The organism is Microbacterium sp. 3J1, from assembly GCF_001049495.1.
Classification (GTDB): domain Bacteria; phylum Actinomycetota; class Actinomycetes; order Actinomycetales; family Microbacteriaceae; genus Microbacterium.
In genome coordinates, this window is the sequence record NZ_CDWI01000009.1 from 41,124 (window position 1) to 58,909 (window position 17,786).

Genomic DNA, 17,786 nt, shown 5'->3' on the forward strand with positions numbered 1-17,786 from the left:
CTTTCCGAGCAAGCGGGAGGCGCTAGAGGCCCTTCGAATCGCATACGACTTCCTTGATGCCATGCCCCCGGAATTCGACATCGATCATCTTTGGACATACGTCGATGAGGACGATCACGAATGAGATGAGGTACGCAAACGCTTTTCTTGCTCGCCCGATCACACGAGCGGTGTCCGTCGCTGCCTGGCCCGCGACGGAGGTCGCGTGAGGGGACAGCTGGATCCCTCGCGAAGCGAGGGCCGGGCCGTACTAGCCCGCTTTGCGGAGGAATCTGACGCGACGCCTAAACATGCTGACGCCAAGAAATCCCCCGCCCAGCAATCCTCCGCCCGGCCGCCCCCGCCGCAACTGGCTCCCCGACATCCGCCCCGCACTCCAGCGACACCACGGAGTGCACGATCGTCCCGTCATAGACGTGCACGAGGTTGTACCCCTGCGCGGCATCCTGCCCCCGCGTAGCCCCCACAGGCTGCGCCAGATCCTGCCCGTACGCACTAGACGACGCGACGGCCACCGGGATCCCCGCGAACGTCCCGAAGGACGGGTGGTGCACGTGCCCCGACAGGACCCCCCGAACATCCGACCCGGCCAGCACCTCCGCCAGCGCCGACTGGTTCCGCAGCTCCACCGTCACAGCCAGGTCGAGCACGGTCGGCAGCGGCGGGTGATGGATCAGCAGCAGTGACCCCTCCGGCGCGGGCGTAGCCAGCTCCGCCGCGAGCCATGACAGCTGCGCCCCATCGACCCGCCCCCAGTGCTGCCCGGGAACCGTCGAATCCAGCACGATCACCCGCATCCCACCGAACCAACGCACCTCGATCACAGCATCCGAACCGGCACCTGCGGTACCGGAAACCGGCGTTTCGAGAGCAAGCCCCAACTCCGCCCGCATCGCCCCACGCTCGTCATGGTTGCCCATGGCCCACACGACCTCACACCCCAACGCCTCGACCGCCGGCGCCACCAACTCCCGCAATCGCCGATACGACGACGCGTCCCCTCGATCAGCCAGATCCCCCGTGAACAGCAACGCGTCAGGGCGAAGCCCCGAAGCCACCAACCGCGACAACACAGAAGCCAGGTTCGCATCCGCATCCGCTCCACTGCCATACAGCGGCGCGCGTTCACCGGGAAGGTGCGTATCGGAGATGTGCACGAAGGTGTGCGATGGGCGAGAGTGCTCGGTGAGGATCATTTCTCTTCCAGTGAGACGACGAACGAGTACAAGACAGAAGTCAGATGGCCGCGGCGGTCGACCCGGGCACGAGAGTTCCGACGAACGGCTGCCGCACGGTCTCCGAAGAATCCGAATCCACATCCGAGCCCGAAAGCAACCGCTGCATCGTCTCGACAGCCGCCGCAGCAACAGCTTCAACTGGAATCCGCAGCGTCGTCAGCCCCAGCAGGTCGGCCCCGGGCAGGATGCCGTCGCACCCCGTCACGCTCACATCGCCGGGCACGGACAGCCCCGCAGCACGCAGAGCGCGCATGACAGCCAATTGTCGATAGTCCGACGCGCACATCACAGCCGTCGCCCCGTCGCGCACGGCATCCAGCGCCTCATCAACCCCATCGGTCGGCGCCGCCCCCGCAGACACCCGAGTCACTGTCGCCCCACCAGCGACCAACGTCGACTCCATCGCCGACGCCCGCAGATGCTCCGCAAAAGACACATCCTCCGCGCCAGAGAGCACCACCACCCGCCGGTGCCCCAACGACAAGACATGCGAGGCCAGCATCCGCCCGTGCGCCGGATCGTCATAGTGCGCCGTATGAATCCCCTCGGCTGTCTCGACCCGCCCCGCGCGCACGATCGGCACCTGGTCGGCGAACGGCTCGAGCTGCGCGGCCGTGATGCCACCGGTCGCGACGATGAGTCCGGCGACGCGCATGCCGAGCAGCCGGTGCAGCGCATTGACCTGCTCGGCGCCCTGCACATCGGCGCCGATCGTCACGGTCACGAGGTCGAGACCCCGCCTGTGCGCCTCATCCTGCAACCGCGAGAACAGCAGACCGTAGGCCGGGTTGCTCGCGTCGCGCAGCATGAGTCCGACGGTGCCGGTGCGGCCGGCGGCGAGCTCGGCGGCCATCGTGTTGCGCACGTATCCGAGGCGCTCGGCCTCGGCGAGGATCCGCTCCTGGGTCTCGGGAGCGAAGCGCCCCTCGCCCTTCAGCGCCCGGGTCGCGGTCGCACGGGACACCCCGGCGGCGGTCGCCACATCCGAGATCGTCACCCGCAGAGCGGGCGTCACGCCATCCGACTCAGCAGTCATGCGCGAGCCTTCCGGGCCTTGCGGGGCGCACTCGTTCTCGAAGACATGCCGCGCGAACCTCGTCCATACACGAGATACATGGTGACACCCATGATGATCATCAGCAGCACTGTATAGACGAACGTGATCGGCATCGCGTCGAGGTTGTTCTCGCCGCGCGTGCTCTCTTGAATCGCCACACCGAGCGGCTTGAACAGCGGGTGATAGAGGAAGATCGCCGCGTCGTAGTCGTCGAGCAGGCTGTTGAAGTTCAGCGCCGTGATCGCCGCGGCCGTCGGCAATACCAACGGAACCAGCACCTTGCGGAACGTCGTCAGCGACTTCGCTCCGAGGATGCGCGAGGCGTCTTCCAGCGAATCGGGCACCGACGCGAACCCGGCCTTGAGCAGGCGCAGCGTGAACGGGATCTTCACGCAGATGTACGCGATGAGCAGCAGGATCGGCGTGCCCGTGAGCACGAAGCCGCCCACGATCGCCCGCGGCTCGTCGAACGCGGTCACCAGGGCGAGAGCGATCAGCACGATCGGCAGGATCCACGGGATGTGCAGCACGTACTCGATCGCGCTGGTCAGCAGGTTGCGGTGCTTCTGCAGCATCCGCGCCACGAACAGCAGACCGCCGACGACGATGAGCGACGCGAGCGCGCTGTAGACGACGCTGACGATGAACGGACGGATCGCCTCGGCGCTGGAGAACACGGTGATGTAGTTGTCGAGCGTGAAGCTGTCGAGGGTGATGGATCCGGCGAGGATGCTGCGCGCATCGACGAACGAGAAGATCACGATGAGCACGACGGGGATCAGGTAGATCACCCACAGCAGGTATGCGATGACGTGCACGACGACGTTCGCGAACGGGTTGCGGATCCTCTGCTTTTGAATCGGCGTCGCCACCTTCGCGACCGAGAAGTACACGCCCGACTTCTCGAAGCGGTTCATGATCGCGAGCAGGATGATCGTCGCGATGCCGAGCACGATCGCCAGCAGCGCCGCGATGTCGCGCGTGATCGGGCTGCGCGACAGATCGATGATCAGCGGCGCGACGGTCTGGAAGTCGGGCCCGCCGAGCACGAGCGGGGCGGTCAGCGCGCCGAGCCCGATGAGGAAGGTCAGCACGGTGACCGCGAACAGCATCGGCTTCATGACGGGCAGAACGATGCGGCGGAGGATCGTCCAGGTCGACGCTCCCATGAGCTTGGCCGCCTCGATCGACGCGTAGTCGACCTTGCCGAGGGAGGAGGAGAGGAACAGCATGTGGTTCGTCGTGGTCGCGAACGTCATCACGAAGACGACGGCGAAGTAGCCCGAGAACCAGTCGCGGTCCATGTCGGGCCAGATATTGACCATGAGGTTCGTGAAGAACCCGAACCGGCCGTAGATGAAGTTGTATCCGGCGGCCAGCACGATGCCGCCGTAGATCAGGGTCGTGGCATAGCCGAGCCAGAGGATCTTCGCGCCGCGCACCTGGAAGTACTTCGTCACCAGCACGATGAACACACCGACCACGTTGACCGTGATCGATAGAGTCACCGCGAGCAGGAAGCTGTTGCCGAGCGTCTTCAGTGCGCGCTCGCTGCCCAACAGCTTCTCGACGGCGCGGGTGCTGAACTGCCCGTCGGGGAAGAACGTGACGCCGAGCAGGGCGGCGTTCGGCAGCACGAGGAACGCCGCCGCGAACCAGATCACGACGATGCCCGTGATCCACGCGAGGGGCGAGCGGAGCATCGCCCGGATGCTGCCGGGGCGACCTCTCTTGCGGAGCCGCGGTCCCGCCGTCTGACCCTCGACGACAGCTACGGTCGTCAAGGAGCCGGCTTCTCCGGTCACGGCCGCTGACGGCGGGACCACGGGGTTCATGGGGTTCTGAGGGTTCTGAGGGTTCTGAGGGGTCTGGTCCGACATGTCACGCCGCCGGATACTGCAGGATCCAGCGGCGGTCGACGTCGACGCGTACGGCGTCGCCCGGGTTCCACTGGCGGGCGCTCGCCGCGGCCGGAACGCTCACGCGAAGCGGAGCATCCTCGGCGCGCACCGTGTAGACGCTGTGGCTGCCGTGGTAGGTGCGATCGACGATGGTGCCGTCGAGTGACCCGGATGCGGTCGAGCTGTCGTCAGCCTCGGCGAGGTGCAGCTTCTCGGGCCGCACGTAGGTCTCCGCCGTGGCATCCAGCCCGCCGCCCAGGCTGACGATCTGCGCCGGGCTGAGGCGGTTGTTCTCGCCGATGAACCGGCAGACGAACGGGGTCGCGCTGCGGTCGTAGATCTCCTCGGGAGTACCGACCTGCTGCAGCGTGCCCGCGTCAAGCACGGCGATGCGGTCGCTGAGGGTGAGCGCCTCCTCCTGATCGTGCGTGACGTAGACCGTGGTCACGCCGACCTCGTGCTGCAGCTCCTTGAGCTGCTCACGCAGCTGCACGCGGAGCTTCGCGTCGAGGTTCGACAGCGGCTCGTCGAGCAGCAGGATGCTGGGGGTCAGCGCGAGAGCGCGGGCGATCGCCACGCGCTGCTGCTGTCCGCCCGAGAGCTCCGACACGTTCCGCTCGAGCTGCGAGAGGGCCAGGCCGGTGCGGTCGGCGACCTCGTCGACACGGCGGCGCTGCTCGGCCTTCGACACCTTCTGCACGGAGAGGCCGAACGCGATGTTCTCCCGCACGTTCATGCTGGGGAACAGCGCGTAGTTCTGGAACACCATGCCCACGCCGCGCTTCTCGCTGGGCACGCGCGTGACGTCGCGGCCGGCGATGTGGATGCGCCCGCCGGTCGGCTCGACGAACCCTGCGAGTGCGCGGAGGGCCGTGGTCTTGCCGCATCCGGACGGACCCAGGAGGGTGAAGAACTCACCCTCCTGGATCTCCAGATCGAGGTGCGAGACCGCACGGTGATCGCCGAATGCGACCTCGACATCTTCGAAACGGATCATGGTGTCTTTTCCGGTCGTCCTGGATGAGGGGTGGAGGCTCGATCAGCCGATGTACTCGAGCGTGACCTTCTCGACCCAGGCGCCGAGGTTCTCGCTCACGAAGCCGAAGTCGATGTCCTGACGCTCGAGCGTGTCCATGAGCTCGACGACCTCGGGGTTGGCCTGCTCGACCGCGCCCTCGTTGACGGGCATGGCGTTGAACTCCGCGGCGAACTCGCCCTGGACCTCGGCGCTGCCGAACCAGTCGATGAACTCCTGCGCCTTGTCGTCGTTGCCGGAACCGTTGATCTGCGCGATCTGCTCGGTCACGTACGGCACGCCGTAGTCGGGCACGATCATGCCCGTCTTCGTGCCGTACTCCTCGTCGCGGGCCGCGATGCCGCTCGACGGCAGCACGCCGTAGTCGACCTCGCCGCGCGTGATGCGGGCGTAGAGGTCGGTGCCCTCGACCGCGGGGGAGCCGTTCGCGTAGTACGACTCGACGACCTTCCACCCCTCGTCGCTGACGCCGAGGTCGCCGTCCTCATCGAGGTGACGGGAGAGGATGCTGGCGAGCACGAGCTGCGGGGTCGCCTGACCAAGTGCCGGGTTGACCTCGAAACGGCCGGCGTACTTCTCGTCGGTCCAGAGGTCCTCCTCGTCGGAGGGGGCGTCGGTGATCGAGTTCTCGTCGTAGACGGTGACGATCGCCTGCTCGACGAGCGGCCAGAAGGCGCCGTCGGCGGGGTCGCCGGCATCCGCGGGAACCTCTCCGCTCCACTCGGGCTCGTAGGCGGTGATCGCCTCTTCGGCCTTGAGCTGCTCGAAGAACATGTTGTTCAGGCCGAACACGACGTCGCCGACCGGGTTGCTCTTCTCGGCGATGATGCGGTTGGTGAGGTCGGCGCCGCCCAGGCCCACGATCTCGATGTCGATCCCGGCCTCAGCCGCCTGCTCGGTGATCCACTCGCCGCGGCCGTCGCTGTTCGAGTTCGTGTAGACGATGAGCGTCTCGTCGGAGCCGCCGCTCTCGCCCTCGCCCGAGCCGTCGGACGAACCGTCGTCACCCGCCGTGCAGCCGGTCAGCGCGATCGCTGCCACCGCCGTGATTCCGATGAGAGACCAGCGCTTCTTCCGCATGTCGACCATGTTCGTCCTTTCTCGCCTTCGAGCTCTGTCGTTCTGACAGTACTCGTTCTTGTTGCTAACTCACAAAGAATGATTGCTTTCGTATGCGCGGTCGCGCGTCCGCACTCAAGCTAGGCGGCGAAGATGAACGCAGCGGAAGCACGGGGTGAATGGCTGGCGCGTACCGTCGGTCGTTGAGCGACGACGATCGAGTCGACGGAGACGAAACGCGGAGAGCCCTACTCGAACCCGCCGGTGAGCCGTCCGCGCATCCGCTCGCTGCTCTCGTTCATGCCGACGATCTCGACCGTCTTGCCGAGTGCTGCGTACTTCGTCTCGATCGCATCGAGAGCCGCGACGGTCGATGCATCCCAGATGTGCGAGCCCGACAGGTCGATGACCACGTGCTCGGGGTCGTCGGTGTACGAGAACAGCGTCGTCAGGTCGTTGCTGGAGGCGAAGAACAGCTCGCCGTTCACGACGTACCGGGCGACGTCGCCCGAGACCGAGCGGTCGACCGACACGAAGTGCGCGACTCTGCGCACGAACAGCACCGACGCGACGAGCACTCCACCGACGACGCCGACCGCGAGGTTGTGCGTGACCAGCACGAGAGCGACGGTGGCAGCCATCACGAACGTCTCGCTCTTCGGCATCCGCTTGAGCGTCGACGGCTTCACGCTGTGCCAGTCGAACGCCCCGATCGCGACCATGATCATCACCGCGACGAGGGCTGCCATCGGGATGGTGCCGACGAAGTCGCCGAAGACGACGACCAGCAGGAAGAGGAAGATGCCGGCGCAGAACGTCGAGATGCGGGTGCGCGCGCCCGACGCCTTGACGTTGATCATCGTCTGGCCGATGACGGCGCATCCGCCCATGCCGCCGAAGAAGCCCGACAGCACGTTCGCCACGCCCTGGGCCCAGGACTCGCGGGTCTTGTTCGAGTGCGTGTCGGTGATCTCGTCGACGAGCTTCGCGGTGAGCAGCGACTCCATGAGCCCGACCAGCGCGACCCCGAGCGCGAACGGCGCGATGATGCCGAACGTCTCCCACGTCCAGGGGATGTCGGGCAGGAACAGCGACGGCAGGGTCTTCGGCAGCTCGCCCTGATCGCCGACGGTCGGCACGGTGATGCCCATGGTCAGCACGACCGCGGTCACGATGATCACCGACACGAGCGGCGCCGGGACGACCTTGGTGATCTTGGGCATCACGATCATCACGACGATTCCCAGCGCGACCAGCGGATACACCATCCACGGCTTGTCGATCAGCTGCGGGAACTGCGAGCTGAACACGAAGATCGCGAGCGCGTTCACGAAGCCGACCATGACGCTACGAGGGATGAATCGCATGAGCTTCGCGACGCCCAGCACCCCGAGGATCACCTGGAAGATGCCGGCGAGGATCACCGTGGCGATGAAGTAGTCCAGCCCGTACGTCGGGGCGACGGGTGCGATGACGAGCGCGACGGCTCCGGTGGCGGCGGTCACCATCGCCGGGCGACCTCCGAGGAAGGCGATCGACACCGCCATGATGAACGACGAGAACAGCCCCACCTTCGGGTCGACGCCCGCGATCACCGAGAACGCGATGGCTTCGGGGATGAGCGCGAGCCCGACCACGAGCCCCGCGAGGACCTCGCGCGTCAGCATCCGCGGACTCTTCAGCGCCTGCAGAACAGTGGGATTCGCCCGATAGCGGGCGCGATCGTCGATCGCGGATGCAGACATGAGGATGCTCCTGAGAAGGCGGCCGGGGCAGACCGAACACTCAAGCGTACGGCGTCGCCCGGTCGGCCCGGTCGTTGAGCAAGGACGACGGAGTCGCCCGAGACGAAACGCCGCGATGCCACCCGACTAAGCGCCCCTGTCGGGTGTCGGCGGCCCTGGATAGAGTGCCGTCATGGAACCCGTGCCGACCGACTTCTGGGGTGTCGTGGTGCCCTCATGGCTGGGCGCTCTGGCCTCGATCGCGGCGTCGACTGTCGCTGTGATCGCGTTCATCAACAGCCTCTCCGCGAAGGGCGGGGTGCGAGAGATCGGGGATGCGCTCAATCGGGAGCCGACGGCGCACGGGGCAGGGGAGCGTGGTCTCCGAGGCGTGGCCGCCGCCCCCGAACCGTGGAGTGTCGAGATCGGCCGCGGCGTCGGGGCCTTCCGGAACACGAGCGGGCAGCTGCTCACGGTGACGCGAATGGCCGCGACGGCGGGTATCGAGGCGACGCTGCGAGAGCAGATGCCTCTCGAGGTCCCACCAGACGCCTCGTTCGAGGTGCGCCTGCGCCGGGTCCTCGGCGGGCCCGCCGTGCGTGGCGTCACCCTCGAGTGGGTGCCGGAGGACGGGGAGAGGGTGACGCGTACCTACTACCTGTGACGCGGGCTGAGCACGCTCCGTCCCGGAGATCAACCTGCCATGCTGCGGTGGTCCGAGCTCTCGATTTATGCAACAAAGTGACGGCGTCTACTTGTCATTCTGCTCCAAGATTTTGCGGACGACTCGCCACAGGCGGATACTCATCCCATCCGCGCCGCCCGTTCGGCCAGGAAATCGACATGCACAGCACCCCTGCTCTCACACCTGACACGACCATCGCCGTCATCGGCGCCGGACGTCTCGGCGGGGTACTCGCACGGGCCCTGCGCGCGGCGGGGTTCGACGTCCGCGGCCCGCTCCGCCGAGAAGACCGGGCGCCGGATGCGGACATCGCGCTGCTCTGCGTCCCGGACTCCGCGATCCCCGCCGTGGCCTTCGCCGCTCGACCGCACGCGCGGCTGGTCGGGCATGTCTCGGGCGCGACGCCGCTCACCGACGTCGACTTCAGCATCCACCCCCTCCAGACGTTCACCGGATCTGAGGGGCCTGACGTCTTCCGCGGAATCGGCGCGGCGATCGACGGCCGCTCCGACGGTGACCGCGAGGTCGCAGATCAGCTCGCACGAGCTCTCGGCGCGACGCCGTTCCCCGTCGATGACGCTCACCGCGCGGAGTACCACGCGGCTGCATCCTTCGCCTCGAACTTCGTGCTGACGGTGCTCGACGCCGCCGAACGCCTCGGAAGGGATGCCGGAGTCGAGCGCGCCCACCTCGCGCCCCTCGTGCGTCAGACCGTCGACAACTGGGCGGCCTCCGGCGCAGCATCGGCCCTCACCGGCCCCATCGTTCGCGGAGACGACGACACCGTCGCGCGTCAGCGCGCAGCATCCGGCGATCTGCAGCCGCTGTTCGACGCGCTCGCCACGGCCACCAGAGACATCGTGAGCAGGGAGGGCAGGGGATGAGGATCCTCCGCACGATCGCCGAGGTGCGGGCCGCGGTGAGCGACGCCCGCACACCAGGCCGCACCGTCGGACTGGTGCCGACCATGGGTGCGTTCCACGAGGGGCACCTCTCGCTCATGCGCGCAGCGCGCGCGCAGAACGGCCTCGTCGTCGTCTCGCTGTTCGTGAATCCGACGCAGTTCGCCGCGAACGAGGATCTCAGCACCTACCCGCGTGACGAGTCCCGCGACGCGGCGCTCGCCGAGGCCGAGGGCGTCGACATCCTGTTCGCCCCGGAGCCTGCGGAGATCTACCCCGACGGCTTCGCCACGAACATCCACGTCGCCGGGATCACCGAGGTGCTCGACGGGGCGAGTCGCGGCCCGCACCATTTCGACGGCGTCGCGACGGTCGTGACGAAGCTGTTCGGCATCGTCCGCCCCGACGTCGCGTACTTCGGGCAGAAGGACGCCCAGCAGGTGCTCGTCGTCCGCCGGGTCATGCGGGACCTGAACCTCGACGTGCGCATCGAGGCGTGCCCGATCGTGCGCGAACCCGACGGCCTCGCCATGAGTTCGCGCAACGTCTACCTCGACGCGGATGCTCGCGCGCAGGCGGCCGCGCTGAACCGCGCCCTCGATGCGGCGGCAGCGACGCGGAGTGCGGGGGAGCGCGACGCCGACAGCATCCTCTCCGCCGCGCATGCCGTGCTGGCGGAGGCGTCCCTCGAACCCGAGTACCTGGAACTCCGGGACGCCGAGACCCTGCATCCCGTGACCCGCGTCGAGCGCGACGCCCTGCTGCTCGTCGCCGCCCGCGTCGGCGCCGCGCGTCTCATCGACAACCACCTCCTGCCCGGAAACGACTCCTCGAAAGGCTCCTCATGAGCGCTCATGCACCGACCACGCGTCTGACCCTGAGCGATCTCGCGAAGAAGAAGGATGCCGGAGAGCCGATCGTCATGGTCACGGCGTACGACCACCCGAGCGCGCAGATCGTCGAGCAGGCCGGTGTCGATATGGTGCTCGTCGGCGACTCGGCCGCGATGACCGTGCTCGGCTACGACAGCACCGTGCCGATCACCGTCGACGAGATGCTCATGCTCACGAAGGCCGTGCGGCGCGGACTCACGCGGCCGCTGCTCGTGGGGGACCTGCCGTTCGGATCGTATGAGGCGTCGGACGAGCTCGCGCTCGCGACAGCGCAGCGATTCATCAAGGAGGCGGGCGTCGACCTCGTCAAGATCGAGCGCGGCGGCACGACGGTCGACCGCGCGCGGGCGCTGGTGAACGCCGGCATCCCTGTCGTGGGGCATGTGGGACTCACCCCGCAGACGGCGACTGCTCTCGGAGGGTTCCGAGCCCAGGGGCGCACCGCCGAGGCTGCCCGCGCCGTGATCGATGACGCCCTCGCGCTGCAGGATGCGGGAGTCTCGCTGATCGTGGTCGAGGCGGTGCCGTCCGAGGTCACGGCCGCGCTGGTTCCGCTGCTGCGCATCCCGGTGATCGGTATCGGCGCAGGGGCGGATGCCGACGGCCAGGTGCTCGTCTTCCACGACCTGCTCGGGATCTACGACGGCCCCGCCGCCAAGTTCGTGAAGCGGTATGCCGATGTGCGATCAGTGTCGGTGGACGGCGTCGCGGCGTACGCGGCAGAGGTGCGCTCGGGTGCGTACCCGGCGTCGGAGCACGTATACGCGATGCCGGAGGGTGAGGCCGCACGCATGCGCGAGCTGCTCGCCCGGCCCGTTGCCGGTCTGTGAGCGAGCCGCTCTCCCGCCGCTTCCGGTGATCGAGCGAGGCCGGCGGAGCCGCCCGAGACGAACGCCCGAGTCCCCGAGCTTCCTCGACGATGAGCGTCCTACGCGTCGGGTTCCCAGCGCAGCAGGTCCCCGGGCTGGCATTCCAGCACTTCGCACAGGGCGTCGAGCGTGCCGAATCGCACAGCCTTGGCGCGGCCGTTCTTCAGCACGGCGAGATTCGTCGGAGTGATCCCCACGCGCGCGGCCAACTCGCCGACGCTCATCTTCCGCCGCGCCATCATCACATCGATGTCGACGACGACGGGCATCAGATGACCTCGTTGTCGAGCTCGGATCGCAGGGCCTGAGCCTCGACATCACGGTCGATCGCCTGCCGCAGCAGCGCCTTCATCACGACGACCAGCAGCGCGATGCCCCCGAGCACGAGCGCGGCGCCGCACACCAGCGCGACCACACCCGGCGCGACCGATCCGGGAGCCAGCAGCACCGCCAGCACGAGCATCAGCACCGCGGCGGCCGCGATCGCCCCGATGATGACATCGACATATCGGAACGATGTGGGCGAGAAGATCGAGCCTCGGCGGATCTTGGTGAGCAGCATCCACACGCAGACGGCGAAGACCTGCAGCGTGACGATGCCGAGCACGGCGATCGTGACGAGCGCGATCCGCCCCCACAGCACCTCGCCCTCGAGGTCGATCCACACCAGCGGCATGATCACGGTCTGCACGACCAGCGATCCCAGCAGCGCCAACGCGATCACGACCTGCAGCACGATGACCGTCGACTTCGCCATGACTCCACCTCTCGTCGAATAACAATAGAAATCTATCGTTAATCGTTCGATATGGGAAGGGCGGATGCCGGTGCCCTCACCCCCTCGGGCGGAGAACTCCCCGTCGGGAGGTGTTTGTGCAGGCAAGCATCCGCCCGACGGGGAGAACTCCGCCCCACGTGGTGGGGGCGCAACGGGACTGCGAGTCACTCACCCTGTCGCCAACTCCGAGTCACTCACCCCGCCGGGCGGAGAACTCCCTGTCGGGCGGAGTTCTGGCGGGCAAGCGTCCGCCCCACAAGGAGAACTCCGCCCCCTGTGGTGGGGTCGTGGCGGGATGACGCCCGGCAGGATGGCGCCGCTGGGGTGGGGCGGCGCCGAGCGGCACGAGATCGCCAACCTCAGAGTCACTCACCCCGTCGGGCGGAGAACTCCCTGTCGGGCGGAGTCCTGGCAGGCAAGCATCCGCCCCACAAGGAGAACTCCGCCCCACGCGGTGTGGGGTCGTGGCGGGACTCCGAGTCACTCACCCTCGCCGGCGCCCTCACCCCGTCGGGCGGAGAACTCCCTGTCGGGCGGAGTCCTCGCCGCCAAGCATCCGTCCCACAAGGAGAACTCCGCCCCACCGGACGCAGGAAACCCGTTGCGTCACTGAAAGAGTGAGTGTACAGTCACTCATATGGCCACAACCCGCAGTTCCATCCTCTCCACCGCCGATGCGCGCCGCCCTCTGGTGACCGCAGCCGCGATGACCGAGTTCGCCCGCGGGGGCTACTACGCCACGACCGTCGCGGACGTCGCCCGCGAGGCCAAGATCTCACCGGCCTACGTGTTCAAGCTCTACTCGGGCAAGGAGGCGCTGTTCATCGCGGCCCTCGAGGCGTGCTTCGAGGCGATCCTCGAGGCGCTCGCCGACGGGGCGGATGCTGCGGATGACCAGTCGCCCGACGGCATCCTCGACGCGATGGGCGACGCGTACGCGCATCTCATCGCCGACCGCACCCTGATGATGCTGCAGGTGCACGCCCAGTCCGTCGCCGATGTATCAGGGATCGGGGCTGCACTGCGGTCGGGGCTCGGGCGAGTGACGTCTTTTGCGAAGAGCCGCTCGCGGGCCGACGACGACGCGGTACAGCGCTTCATCGCATACGGTCAGCTCTGCCACCTCATCGTCACGACGCAGCTCGACGGGCGCCCGGAAGACTGGGCTGCTCTGCTGACCAAGGGAATCAGCCACCCCGAATGAGCATCGCCGAAATGCCATCGGCTTTTTCGCGTCCCCATGGGTGAGTGACTACTCACTCATCTACCCCATCATCCAGACAGGAGCCCGATAATGACCACCTCAATCGCCTCATCCGGCACGATCCAGACGCCACGCAGTCGGCGACGCTGGCTCGCGCTCAGCATCCTCGCTCTCGCACAGTTCCTCGTGGTGCTCGACGCGTCCATCGTGAACATCGCCCTCCCCGCCGTCGGGCAGCAGCTCGACATGGACACCGCGGCTCTGGCATGGGTCATCACGGCCTACGTCCTCGCGTTCGGGGGACTCCTCCTCCTCGGAGGACGCCTTGCCGACCGCTACGGTCACCGCCGGATCTTCCTCGTCGGCACGACGGGCTTCGTCGTCGCATCCGCACTGGCCGGACTCTCGTTCTCGAGCGAGATGCTCCTCGCGGCTCGTGCGCTGCAGGGAGCATCCGCCGCTCTCCTTGCCCCGGCGGCGCTCGCACTGCTCACCCACCTCTTCCCCGACCCGAAGGAGCGGACGAAGGCTCTCGGGGTCTGGGGCGGTGTGGCCGGCATCGGCTCCGCCGCCGGAGTCCTGCTCGGCGGTGTGCTCACCGCATCTCTCGGCTGGCAGTCGGTGTTCTTCGTGAACATCCCCGTCGGGGTCGTCGTGCTCGTCGCGATCCCGTTGCTTCTCACGCCTGACGCCGTGCGTGCACCGGCACGACTGGATGCTGCGGGGGCAGTCACCGTCACCGCGGCGCTCGTCGCACTCGTCGGCGCATTCAGTGCCGTCGAACAGTTGGGCGTGGTGCATCCGCTGCCGTTCGTCCTGTTCGCGGTCGCCGTCGCTCTCGGCGCAGCCTTCCTCGTCATCGAGCGCCGGGCACCCGAACCGCTGATGCCGCTCTCGGTATTCCGCAATCGCGACCTCGCGCTCGGCAACATCGTGATGCTCCTGGCCGGCGCTGCGATGGTGGCCCTCTTCTTCGCGCTGTCGGTCTACATGCAGGCCGTGCTTGGCTACGACGCGCTCGCTGCAGGCCTGAGTCAGCTGCCCCTCGCCGGTGCGCTGGTGCTCGTCGCGGGGCTGGTCCCCACGCTGATCGAGCGATTGGATACCCGCGGTGTGCTCGTCGGATCCCTGCTCGTGCTCGCGGCCGGTCTGATCTGGCTGTCGACGGCCCCGGCGGACGCCGAGTTCGTTGCTCAGCTGCTCGGTCCGACGCTCGTGATCGGCGTCGGCCTCGGCGGCGCGTTCGTCGCCACCACGCAGCTCGCTGTCGACGGCGTCGACGGAGGGGAAGCCGGACTCGCCGGTGGTCTCATCAACACCAGTCAGCAGATCGGCGGCGCGGTCGGGCTCGCCGTGCTCGGAACCGTCGCCGGTGTGCGCACCGAAACGCTCGCTGCGAACGGAGCGCCCATGGACGTGGCGCTCACCGGGGGGTTCTCGTGGCTCTTCGTCGGTGCGGCCGTTCTCTCGGTGGTCGGAGCCGGGCTCGTGACGGCCTGGCGCCGCGACTGAGCACACACGACGCGGTCTGCGCGCTGCCATCTGGGCGGTCGCGCGGGCCGCTCGCCGTGCCCCCGTCGGGCGGAGATCTCCCTGTCGGGCGGAGTCTGTGCAGGCAAGCATCCGCCCCATGGGGAGAATTGCGCCCGACGCGGTGTGGGGTCGTGGCGGGACTCCGACTCTTTCACCCCGTCGCCGACCCGTGTCACTCACCCCGCAGGCCACCCCATGCGCCACCCTGTCGGGCGGAGATCTCCCTGTCGGGCGGAGTCTGTGCAGGCAAGCATCCGCCCCATGGGGAGAATTGCGCCCGACGCGGTGTGGGGTCGTGGCGGGACTCCGACTCATTCACCCGGTCGCCGACCCCATGTCACTCACCCCGCAGGCCACCCCATGCGCCACCCTGTCGGGCGGAGAACTCCCTGTCGGGCGGAGTTCTGGCAGGCAAGCATCCGCCCGACGGGGAGAATTCCGCCCCACGCGGCGGGGCCCGGGGGAGAACTCCACCCCACGTGGCGCGGCACCGCCACGGCGGACCGACCGCTACTCCGCCCGTCGGATCCGCAGCATCAGGGCGACGAGCGCGAGCACAATCACGACCACGCCGTATCCGACGACGACGGATCCGAGGCTGAACACCCCGACGAGCATGCCGGCGACCACGGCGGGGATCCCGAACGCGAGGTAGGCCAAGACGTAGATGACGGCGAAGGTGTCGGCGCGGTCGGTCGCGGGAATGCGTGGCGCGAGGGATCCGACGACGCCCGAGAACGCCGTGCCGAAGCCCATGCCGGTGATGGCGGTGGCGGCGAGGTAGAAGGGGAGCGAGCCCGCGGCCAGTGCGATGAGCGATACGGCCGTGCCGGTGGCGAGGGCCGCCGTGCCGAAGATGACCGACGTCCGGGGGCGACGGTTGCGGAAGACGAAGGCCGTGATCGCCCCGACTCCGGCGAGCATCGCGACCGCAAGACCCTGCCATGCGTGAGCCTCGCCGCCGAGCTCGGCGCGCACGATGCTCGCGCCGAGGGAGAGGAAGAGCCCGCCGGTGGCCCACCCCGCGATGATCGCCGGGGCGCCTCGCCAGAAGTCCGAGCGGATGCCGGTCGGAATCGACAGCCGGAAGCTCAGCGACGCCCATGCCCCCGGCCGCAGCGGCGCGGTCTCGGGCGCGAGAAGGAACAACGCGGCGAGAACGAGGTACACGACCGTGAGCGGGGCGAAGACGTCGAGAAGAGCGTCACCGGTCACATCGAGGACGATTCCGGAGATCAGAGCCCCGAGGGCGAGCCCGATCCCGGGGCTGAGCGCATTCCACAGGGCGGCTGTTCGTGAGCGTCCTCCGGGGGCGAGGTCCAGCGCGGCCGCCGACAGCGCCGAGATGAGAACGCCGCTCGCGGCTCCCTGCAGCACGCGGGCGAGCACGAGGGTCGCGACCGTGTCGGCGTGCCAGAACAGCACCATGCTGGCGGCCAGCAGAACGAAACCGCCGATCGCGACGGGGCGGCGCCCGATGTGATCGGAGAGCGAACCGGCCGTCAGCAGCGCGAGCAGGAGCGCGACCGCATAGACGGCGAACACGGCGCTGATGACGATGGCGTCGAATCCGATGTCCGCCGCGAGCACCGGGTAGAAGGGTGACGGAGCGCTCGCGCCGATCATCATCGAGATCTGCGCGACCACGGCCAGCACGAATCCGAAGCGGGTGCGACGTGCGTGCGGGGCGGATGCTGACGCTGTCGCGGTCGGCGCGGTGGTGGTCATGAGGCTCCTCGGCTCGGGCGGTCTCTGAGTTCGAAAATCATCGAACTATCGGAGCGTACTCGTCCCGGGCCGATTGTTCAACTATTATCGAACCATGCCTGGCGACCTCACGCATCCGGATCGATCCGAGATCCAGCTGACCGATGTGCTCTTCGCTCTCAGCGACCCCGAGCGCCTCGCGATCGCACGTCAGCTCGCCGACGGTCCGCTCGACATGGCGTCATGCCACGCCACTGATCCGCTTCTCCCCAAGTCCACGAAGTCCCACTTCATGAAAGTGCTCCGCGAAGCGGGCGTCATCCGCAACGAGCCGAACGGTCGGCGACGGATGCTGACGCTCCGCCGCGACGACCTCGACGAGCTCTTCCCCGGGCTGTTGGATTCCGTCCTCAGGCAGTAGCGCGCCGCGACAGGCGCGTCAGCGGAAGTACGAGGCGCCGTTGAGGTCGAGGATCGTCCCGGACGCCCAGACCGACCCCGGCGAGGTGAGGTAGGCGACGGCATCCGCCACCTCTTCGGGGGTGCCCACGCGACCGAAGGGGCTCTCTGCCCGCGGATGCTGTCGCCCTCGGCGCTGTCGAGCTTCGCGGCCTGGCGTTCGGTGGCGATCATGCCGGGCGCGACCGATGTGACCGAGATCCCGTGCGGAGCGAGTGCCAGTGCGAGCGACTGCCCCAGTGCCTGGAGCCCGGACTTCGTCGCGGCGTACGCGGGGTGGTCGGCCTCGCCGCGGAACGCTCCCCGCGAGCCGACGTTGACGATCGACCCGCCCTGCCCGCGGGCGATCATGTGCTGTGCGACGAGCATGCTCACGTTCGAGGCTCCGAGCAGGTTGACGGCGACCATCTCGGACCACGCCCGCTGCCACTGCGCGAACGACGTCGAATCGACCCGGTGCTCGTTCGCCGCGGTCGGGGCCACGGCGGCGTTGTTCACGAGGATGTCGAGATGGCCGACGGCGTCGATCGCCTCGGCGACGAGCCGCTGAGCCGTCTCGGGGTCGCCGATGTCGCCGCCGACGAGGGCGTGTCCCGATCCGTCGAGCGACGCGAGAGTCTGCTCCGCGGCATCCCGATCGCGGCCGAAGTGCACCACCACCCGGTCGCCGCGCCGGGCGAGGGTCTGAGCGATCGCGCGGCCCATTCCGCGGGAGCTGCCGGTGACGAGGGCGTGCCCCAT

The 17,786-nt window shown here is 68.1% G+C and carries 16 protein-coding genes; 6 read left to right on the plus strand and 10 right to left on the minus strand.

Going from position 1 to position 17,786, the window contains the following annotated elements; genetic code table 11:
* Positions 1 to 284: 284 nt before the first annotated feature.
* The 6 genes from BN2660_RS06740 to BN2660_RS06765 form a co-directional block, all read right to left on the minus strand.
* Positions 285 to 1,196, minus strand: a complete 912-nt coding sequence (locus tag BN2660_RS06740; RefSeq protein WP_091229040.1) for a metallophosphoesterase — start codon at positions 1,194 to 1,196, stop codon at positions 285 to 287.
* 40 nt (positions 1,197 to 1,236) lie between these two features.
* A complete protein-coding gene (locus BN2660_RS06745) occupies positions 1,237 to 2,274 on the minus strand; it encodes a LacI family DNA-binding transcriptional regulator (protein ID WP_091229044.1) in 1,038 nt (345 codons plus the stop codon).
* Positions 2,271 to 4,079 (minus strand): ABC transporter permease, encoded by a 1,809-nt coding sequence (locus tag BN2660_RS06750; protein ID WP_369690541.1) that lies wholly within the window; start codon positions 4,077 to 4,079, stop codon positions 2,271 to 2,273. Before BN2660_RS06750 ends, BN2660_RS06745 begins: the two co-directional genes overlap by 4 nt.
* A gap of 97 nt (positions 4,080 to 4,176) precedes the next feature.
* The gene (locus BN2660_RS06755; RefSeq protein ID WP_091229047.1) at positions 4,177 to 5,193 is read right to left on the minus strand and encodes an ABC transporter ATP-binding protein; all 1,017 of its coding nucleotides are present in this window, start codon (positions 5,191 to 5,193) and stop codon (positions 4,177 to 4,179) included.
* 42 nt (positions 5,194 to 5,235) lie between these two features.
* Entirely contained in the window at positions 5,236 to 6,321 is a 1,086-nt protein-coding gene (locus tag BN2660_RS06760; protein WP_255305070.1) for an extracellular solute-binding protein, read from the minus strand.
* Between the two features lie 218 nt (positions 6,322 to 6,539).
* Positions 6,540 to 8,036 carry a SulP family inorganic anion transporter gene (locus BN2660_RS06765; RefSeq protein WP_091229051.1) on the minus strand — a complete coding sequence of 499 codons (1,497 nt, stop codon included), beginning with the start codon at positions 8,034 to 8,036 and terminating at the stop codon, positions 6,540 to 6,542.
* Positions 8,037 to 8,208: 172 nt separating this feature from the next.
* On the opposite strand from BN2660_RS06765, the gene BN2660_RS06770 reads away from it, so the two are divergent.
* From BN2660_RS06770 to panB, 4 genes are all read left to right on the plus strand, one after another.
* Entirely contained in the window at positions 8,209 to 8,679 is a 471-nt protein-coding gene (locus BN2660_RS06770) for a hypothetical protein (protein WP_091229054.1), read from the plus strand.
* Positions 8,680 to 8,858: 179 nt separating this feature from the next.
* The gene (locus tag BN2660_RS06775) at positions 8,859 to 9,584 is read left to right on the plus strand and encodes a Rossmann-like and DUF2520 domain-containing protein (protein WP_091229058.1); all 726 of its coding nucleotides are present in this window, start codon (positions 8,859 to 8,861) and stop codon (positions 9,582 to 9,584) included.
* Positions 9,581 to 10,450 carry a pantoate--beta-alanine ligase gene (panC, locus tag BN2660_RS06780; RefSeq protein WP_091229060.1) on the plus strand — a complete coding sequence of 290 codons (870 nt, stop codon included), beginning with the start codon at positions 9,581 to 9,583 and terminating at the stop codon, positions 10,448 to 10,450. The genes BN2660_RS06775 and panC overlap by 4 nt, the downstream gene beginning before the upstream one ends.
* Complete coding sequence (gene panB / locus BN2660_RS06785; protein ID WP_091229063.1) at positions 10,447 to 11,325, plus strand: 3-methyl-2-oxobutanoate hydroxymethyltransferase; 879 nt, start codon at positions 10,447 to 10,449, stop codon at positions 11,323 to 11,325. The genes panC and panB overlap by 4 nt, the downstream gene beginning before the upstream one ends.
* Positions 11,326 to 11,423: 98 nt before the next feature.
* On the opposite strand, the gene BN2660_RS06790 is transcribed toward panB, so the two are convergent.
* Both BN2660_RS06790 and BN2660_RS06795 read right to left on the minus strand, forming a co-directional pair.
* Positions 11,424 to 11,633, minus strand: coding sequence for a helix-turn-helix domain-containing protein (locus BN2660_RS06790; RefSeq protein ID WP_091229067.1), 210 nt, complete (start codon positions 11,631 to 11,633; stop codon positions 11,424 to 11,426).
* Positions 11,633 to 12,121: a DUF2975 domain-containing protein gene (locus BN2660_RS06795; protein ID WP_091229072.1), complete on the minus strand. Its 489-nt coding sequence runs from the start codon at positions 12,119 to 12,121 to the stop codon at positions 11,633 to 11,635. Before BN2660_RS06795 ends, BN2660_RS06790 begins: the two co-directional genes overlap by 1 nt.
* 658 nt (positions 12,122 to 12,779) lie before the next feature.
* On the opposite strand from BN2660_RS06795, the gene BN2660_RS06800 reads away from it, so the two are divergent.
* Positions 12,780 to 13,346 (plus strand): TetR/AcrR family transcriptional regulator, encoded by a 567-nt coding sequence (locus tag BN2660_RS06800; protein ID WP_091229073.1) that lies wholly within the window; start codon positions 12,780 to 12,782, stop codon positions 13,344 to 13,346.
* A 90-nt stretch (positions 13,347 to 13,436) separates the two neighbouring features.
* Positions 13,437 to 14,858: an MFS transporter gene (locus BN2660_RS06805; RefSeq protein WP_091229077.1), complete on the plus strand. Its 1,422-nt coding sequence runs from the start codon at positions 13,437 to 13,439 to the stop codon at positions 14,856 to 14,858.
* A gap of 531 nt (positions 14,859 to 15,389) precedes the next feature.
* On the opposite strand, the gene BN2660_RS06810 is transcribed toward BN2660_RS06805, so the two are convergent.
* Together BN2660_RS06810 and BN2660_RS16845 are read right to left on the minus strand one after the other, a co-directional pair.
* Positions 15,390 to 16,607: an MFS transporter gene (locus tag BN2660_RS06810; RefSeq protein WP_091229081.1), complete on the minus strand. Its 1,218-nt coding sequence runs from the start codon at positions 16,605 to 16,607 to the stop codon at positions 15,390 to 15,392.
* Between the two features lie 189 nt (positions 16,608 to 16,796).
* Positions 16,797 to 17,786, minus strand: a complete 990-nt coding sequence (locus tag BN2660_RS16845; protein ID WP_304364067.1) for an SDR family NAD(P)-dependent oxidoreductase — start codon at positions 17,784 to 17,786, stop codon at positions 16,797 to 16,799.

Bases quoted from the DNA above. Each gene is read 5' to 3' on its own strand.
- BN2660_RS06760 (WP_255305070.1), bottom strand. From the start codon at position 6,321: ATGGTCGACATGCGGAAGAAGCGCTGGTCTCTCATCGGAATCACGGCG.
- panC (WP_091229060.1), top strand. From the start codon at position 9,581: ATGAGGATCCTCCGCACGATCGCCGAGGTGCGGGCCGCGGTGAGCGAC.
- BN2660_RS06805 (WP_091229077.1), top strand. From the start codon at position 13,437: ATGACCACCTCAATCGCCTCATCCGGCACGATCCAGACGCCACGCAGT.
- BN2660_RS06770 (WP_091229054.1), top strand. From the start codon at position 8,209: ATGGAACCCGTGCCGACCGACTTCTGGGGTGTCGTGGTGCCCTCATGG.
- panB (WP_091229063.1), top strand. From the start codon at position 10,447: ATGAGCGCTCATGCACCGACCACGCGTCTGACCCTGAGCGATCTCGCG.
- BN2660_RS06775 (WP_091229058.1), top strand. From the start codon at position 8,859: ATGCACAGCACCCCTGCTCTCACACCTGACACGACCATCGCCGTCATC.
- BN2660_RS06745 (WP_091229044.1), bottom strand. From the start codon at position 2,274: ATGACTGCTGAGTCGGATGGCGTGACGCCCGCTCTGCGGGTGACGATC.
- BN2660_RS06810 (WP_091229081.1), bottom strand. From the start codon at position 16,607: ATGACCACCACCGCGCCGACCGCGACAGCGTCAGCATCCGCCCCGCAC.
- BN2660_RS06755 (WP_091229047.1), bottom strand. From the start codon at position 5,193: ATGATCCGTTTCGAAGATGTCGAGGTCGCATTCGGCGATCACCGTGCG.
- BN2660_RS06765 (WP_091229051.1), bottom strand. From the start codon at position 8,036: ATGTCTGCATCCGCGATCGACGATCGCGCCCGCTATCGGGCGAATCCC.
- BN2660_RS06740 (WP_091229040.1), bottom strand. From the start codon at position 1,196: ATGATCCTCACCGAGCACTCTCGCCCATCGCACACCTTCGTGCACATC.
- BN2660_RS06790 (WP_091229067.1), bottom strand. From the start codon at position 11,633: ATGCCCGTCGTCGTCGACATCGATGTGATGATGGCGCGGCGGAAGATG.
- BN2660_RS06800 (WP_091229073.1), top strand. From the start codon at position 12,780: ATGGCCACAACCCGCAGTTCCATCCTCTCCACCGCCGATGCGCGCCGC.
- BN2660_RS16845 (WP_304364067.1), bottom strand. From the start codon at position 17,786: ATGGGGCACGCCCTCGTCACCGGCAGCTCCCGCGGAATGGGCCGCGCG.
- BN2660_RS06795 (WP_091229072.1), bottom strand. From the start codon at position 12,121: ATGGCGAAGTCGACGGTCATCGTGCTGCAGGTCGTGATCGCGTTGGCG.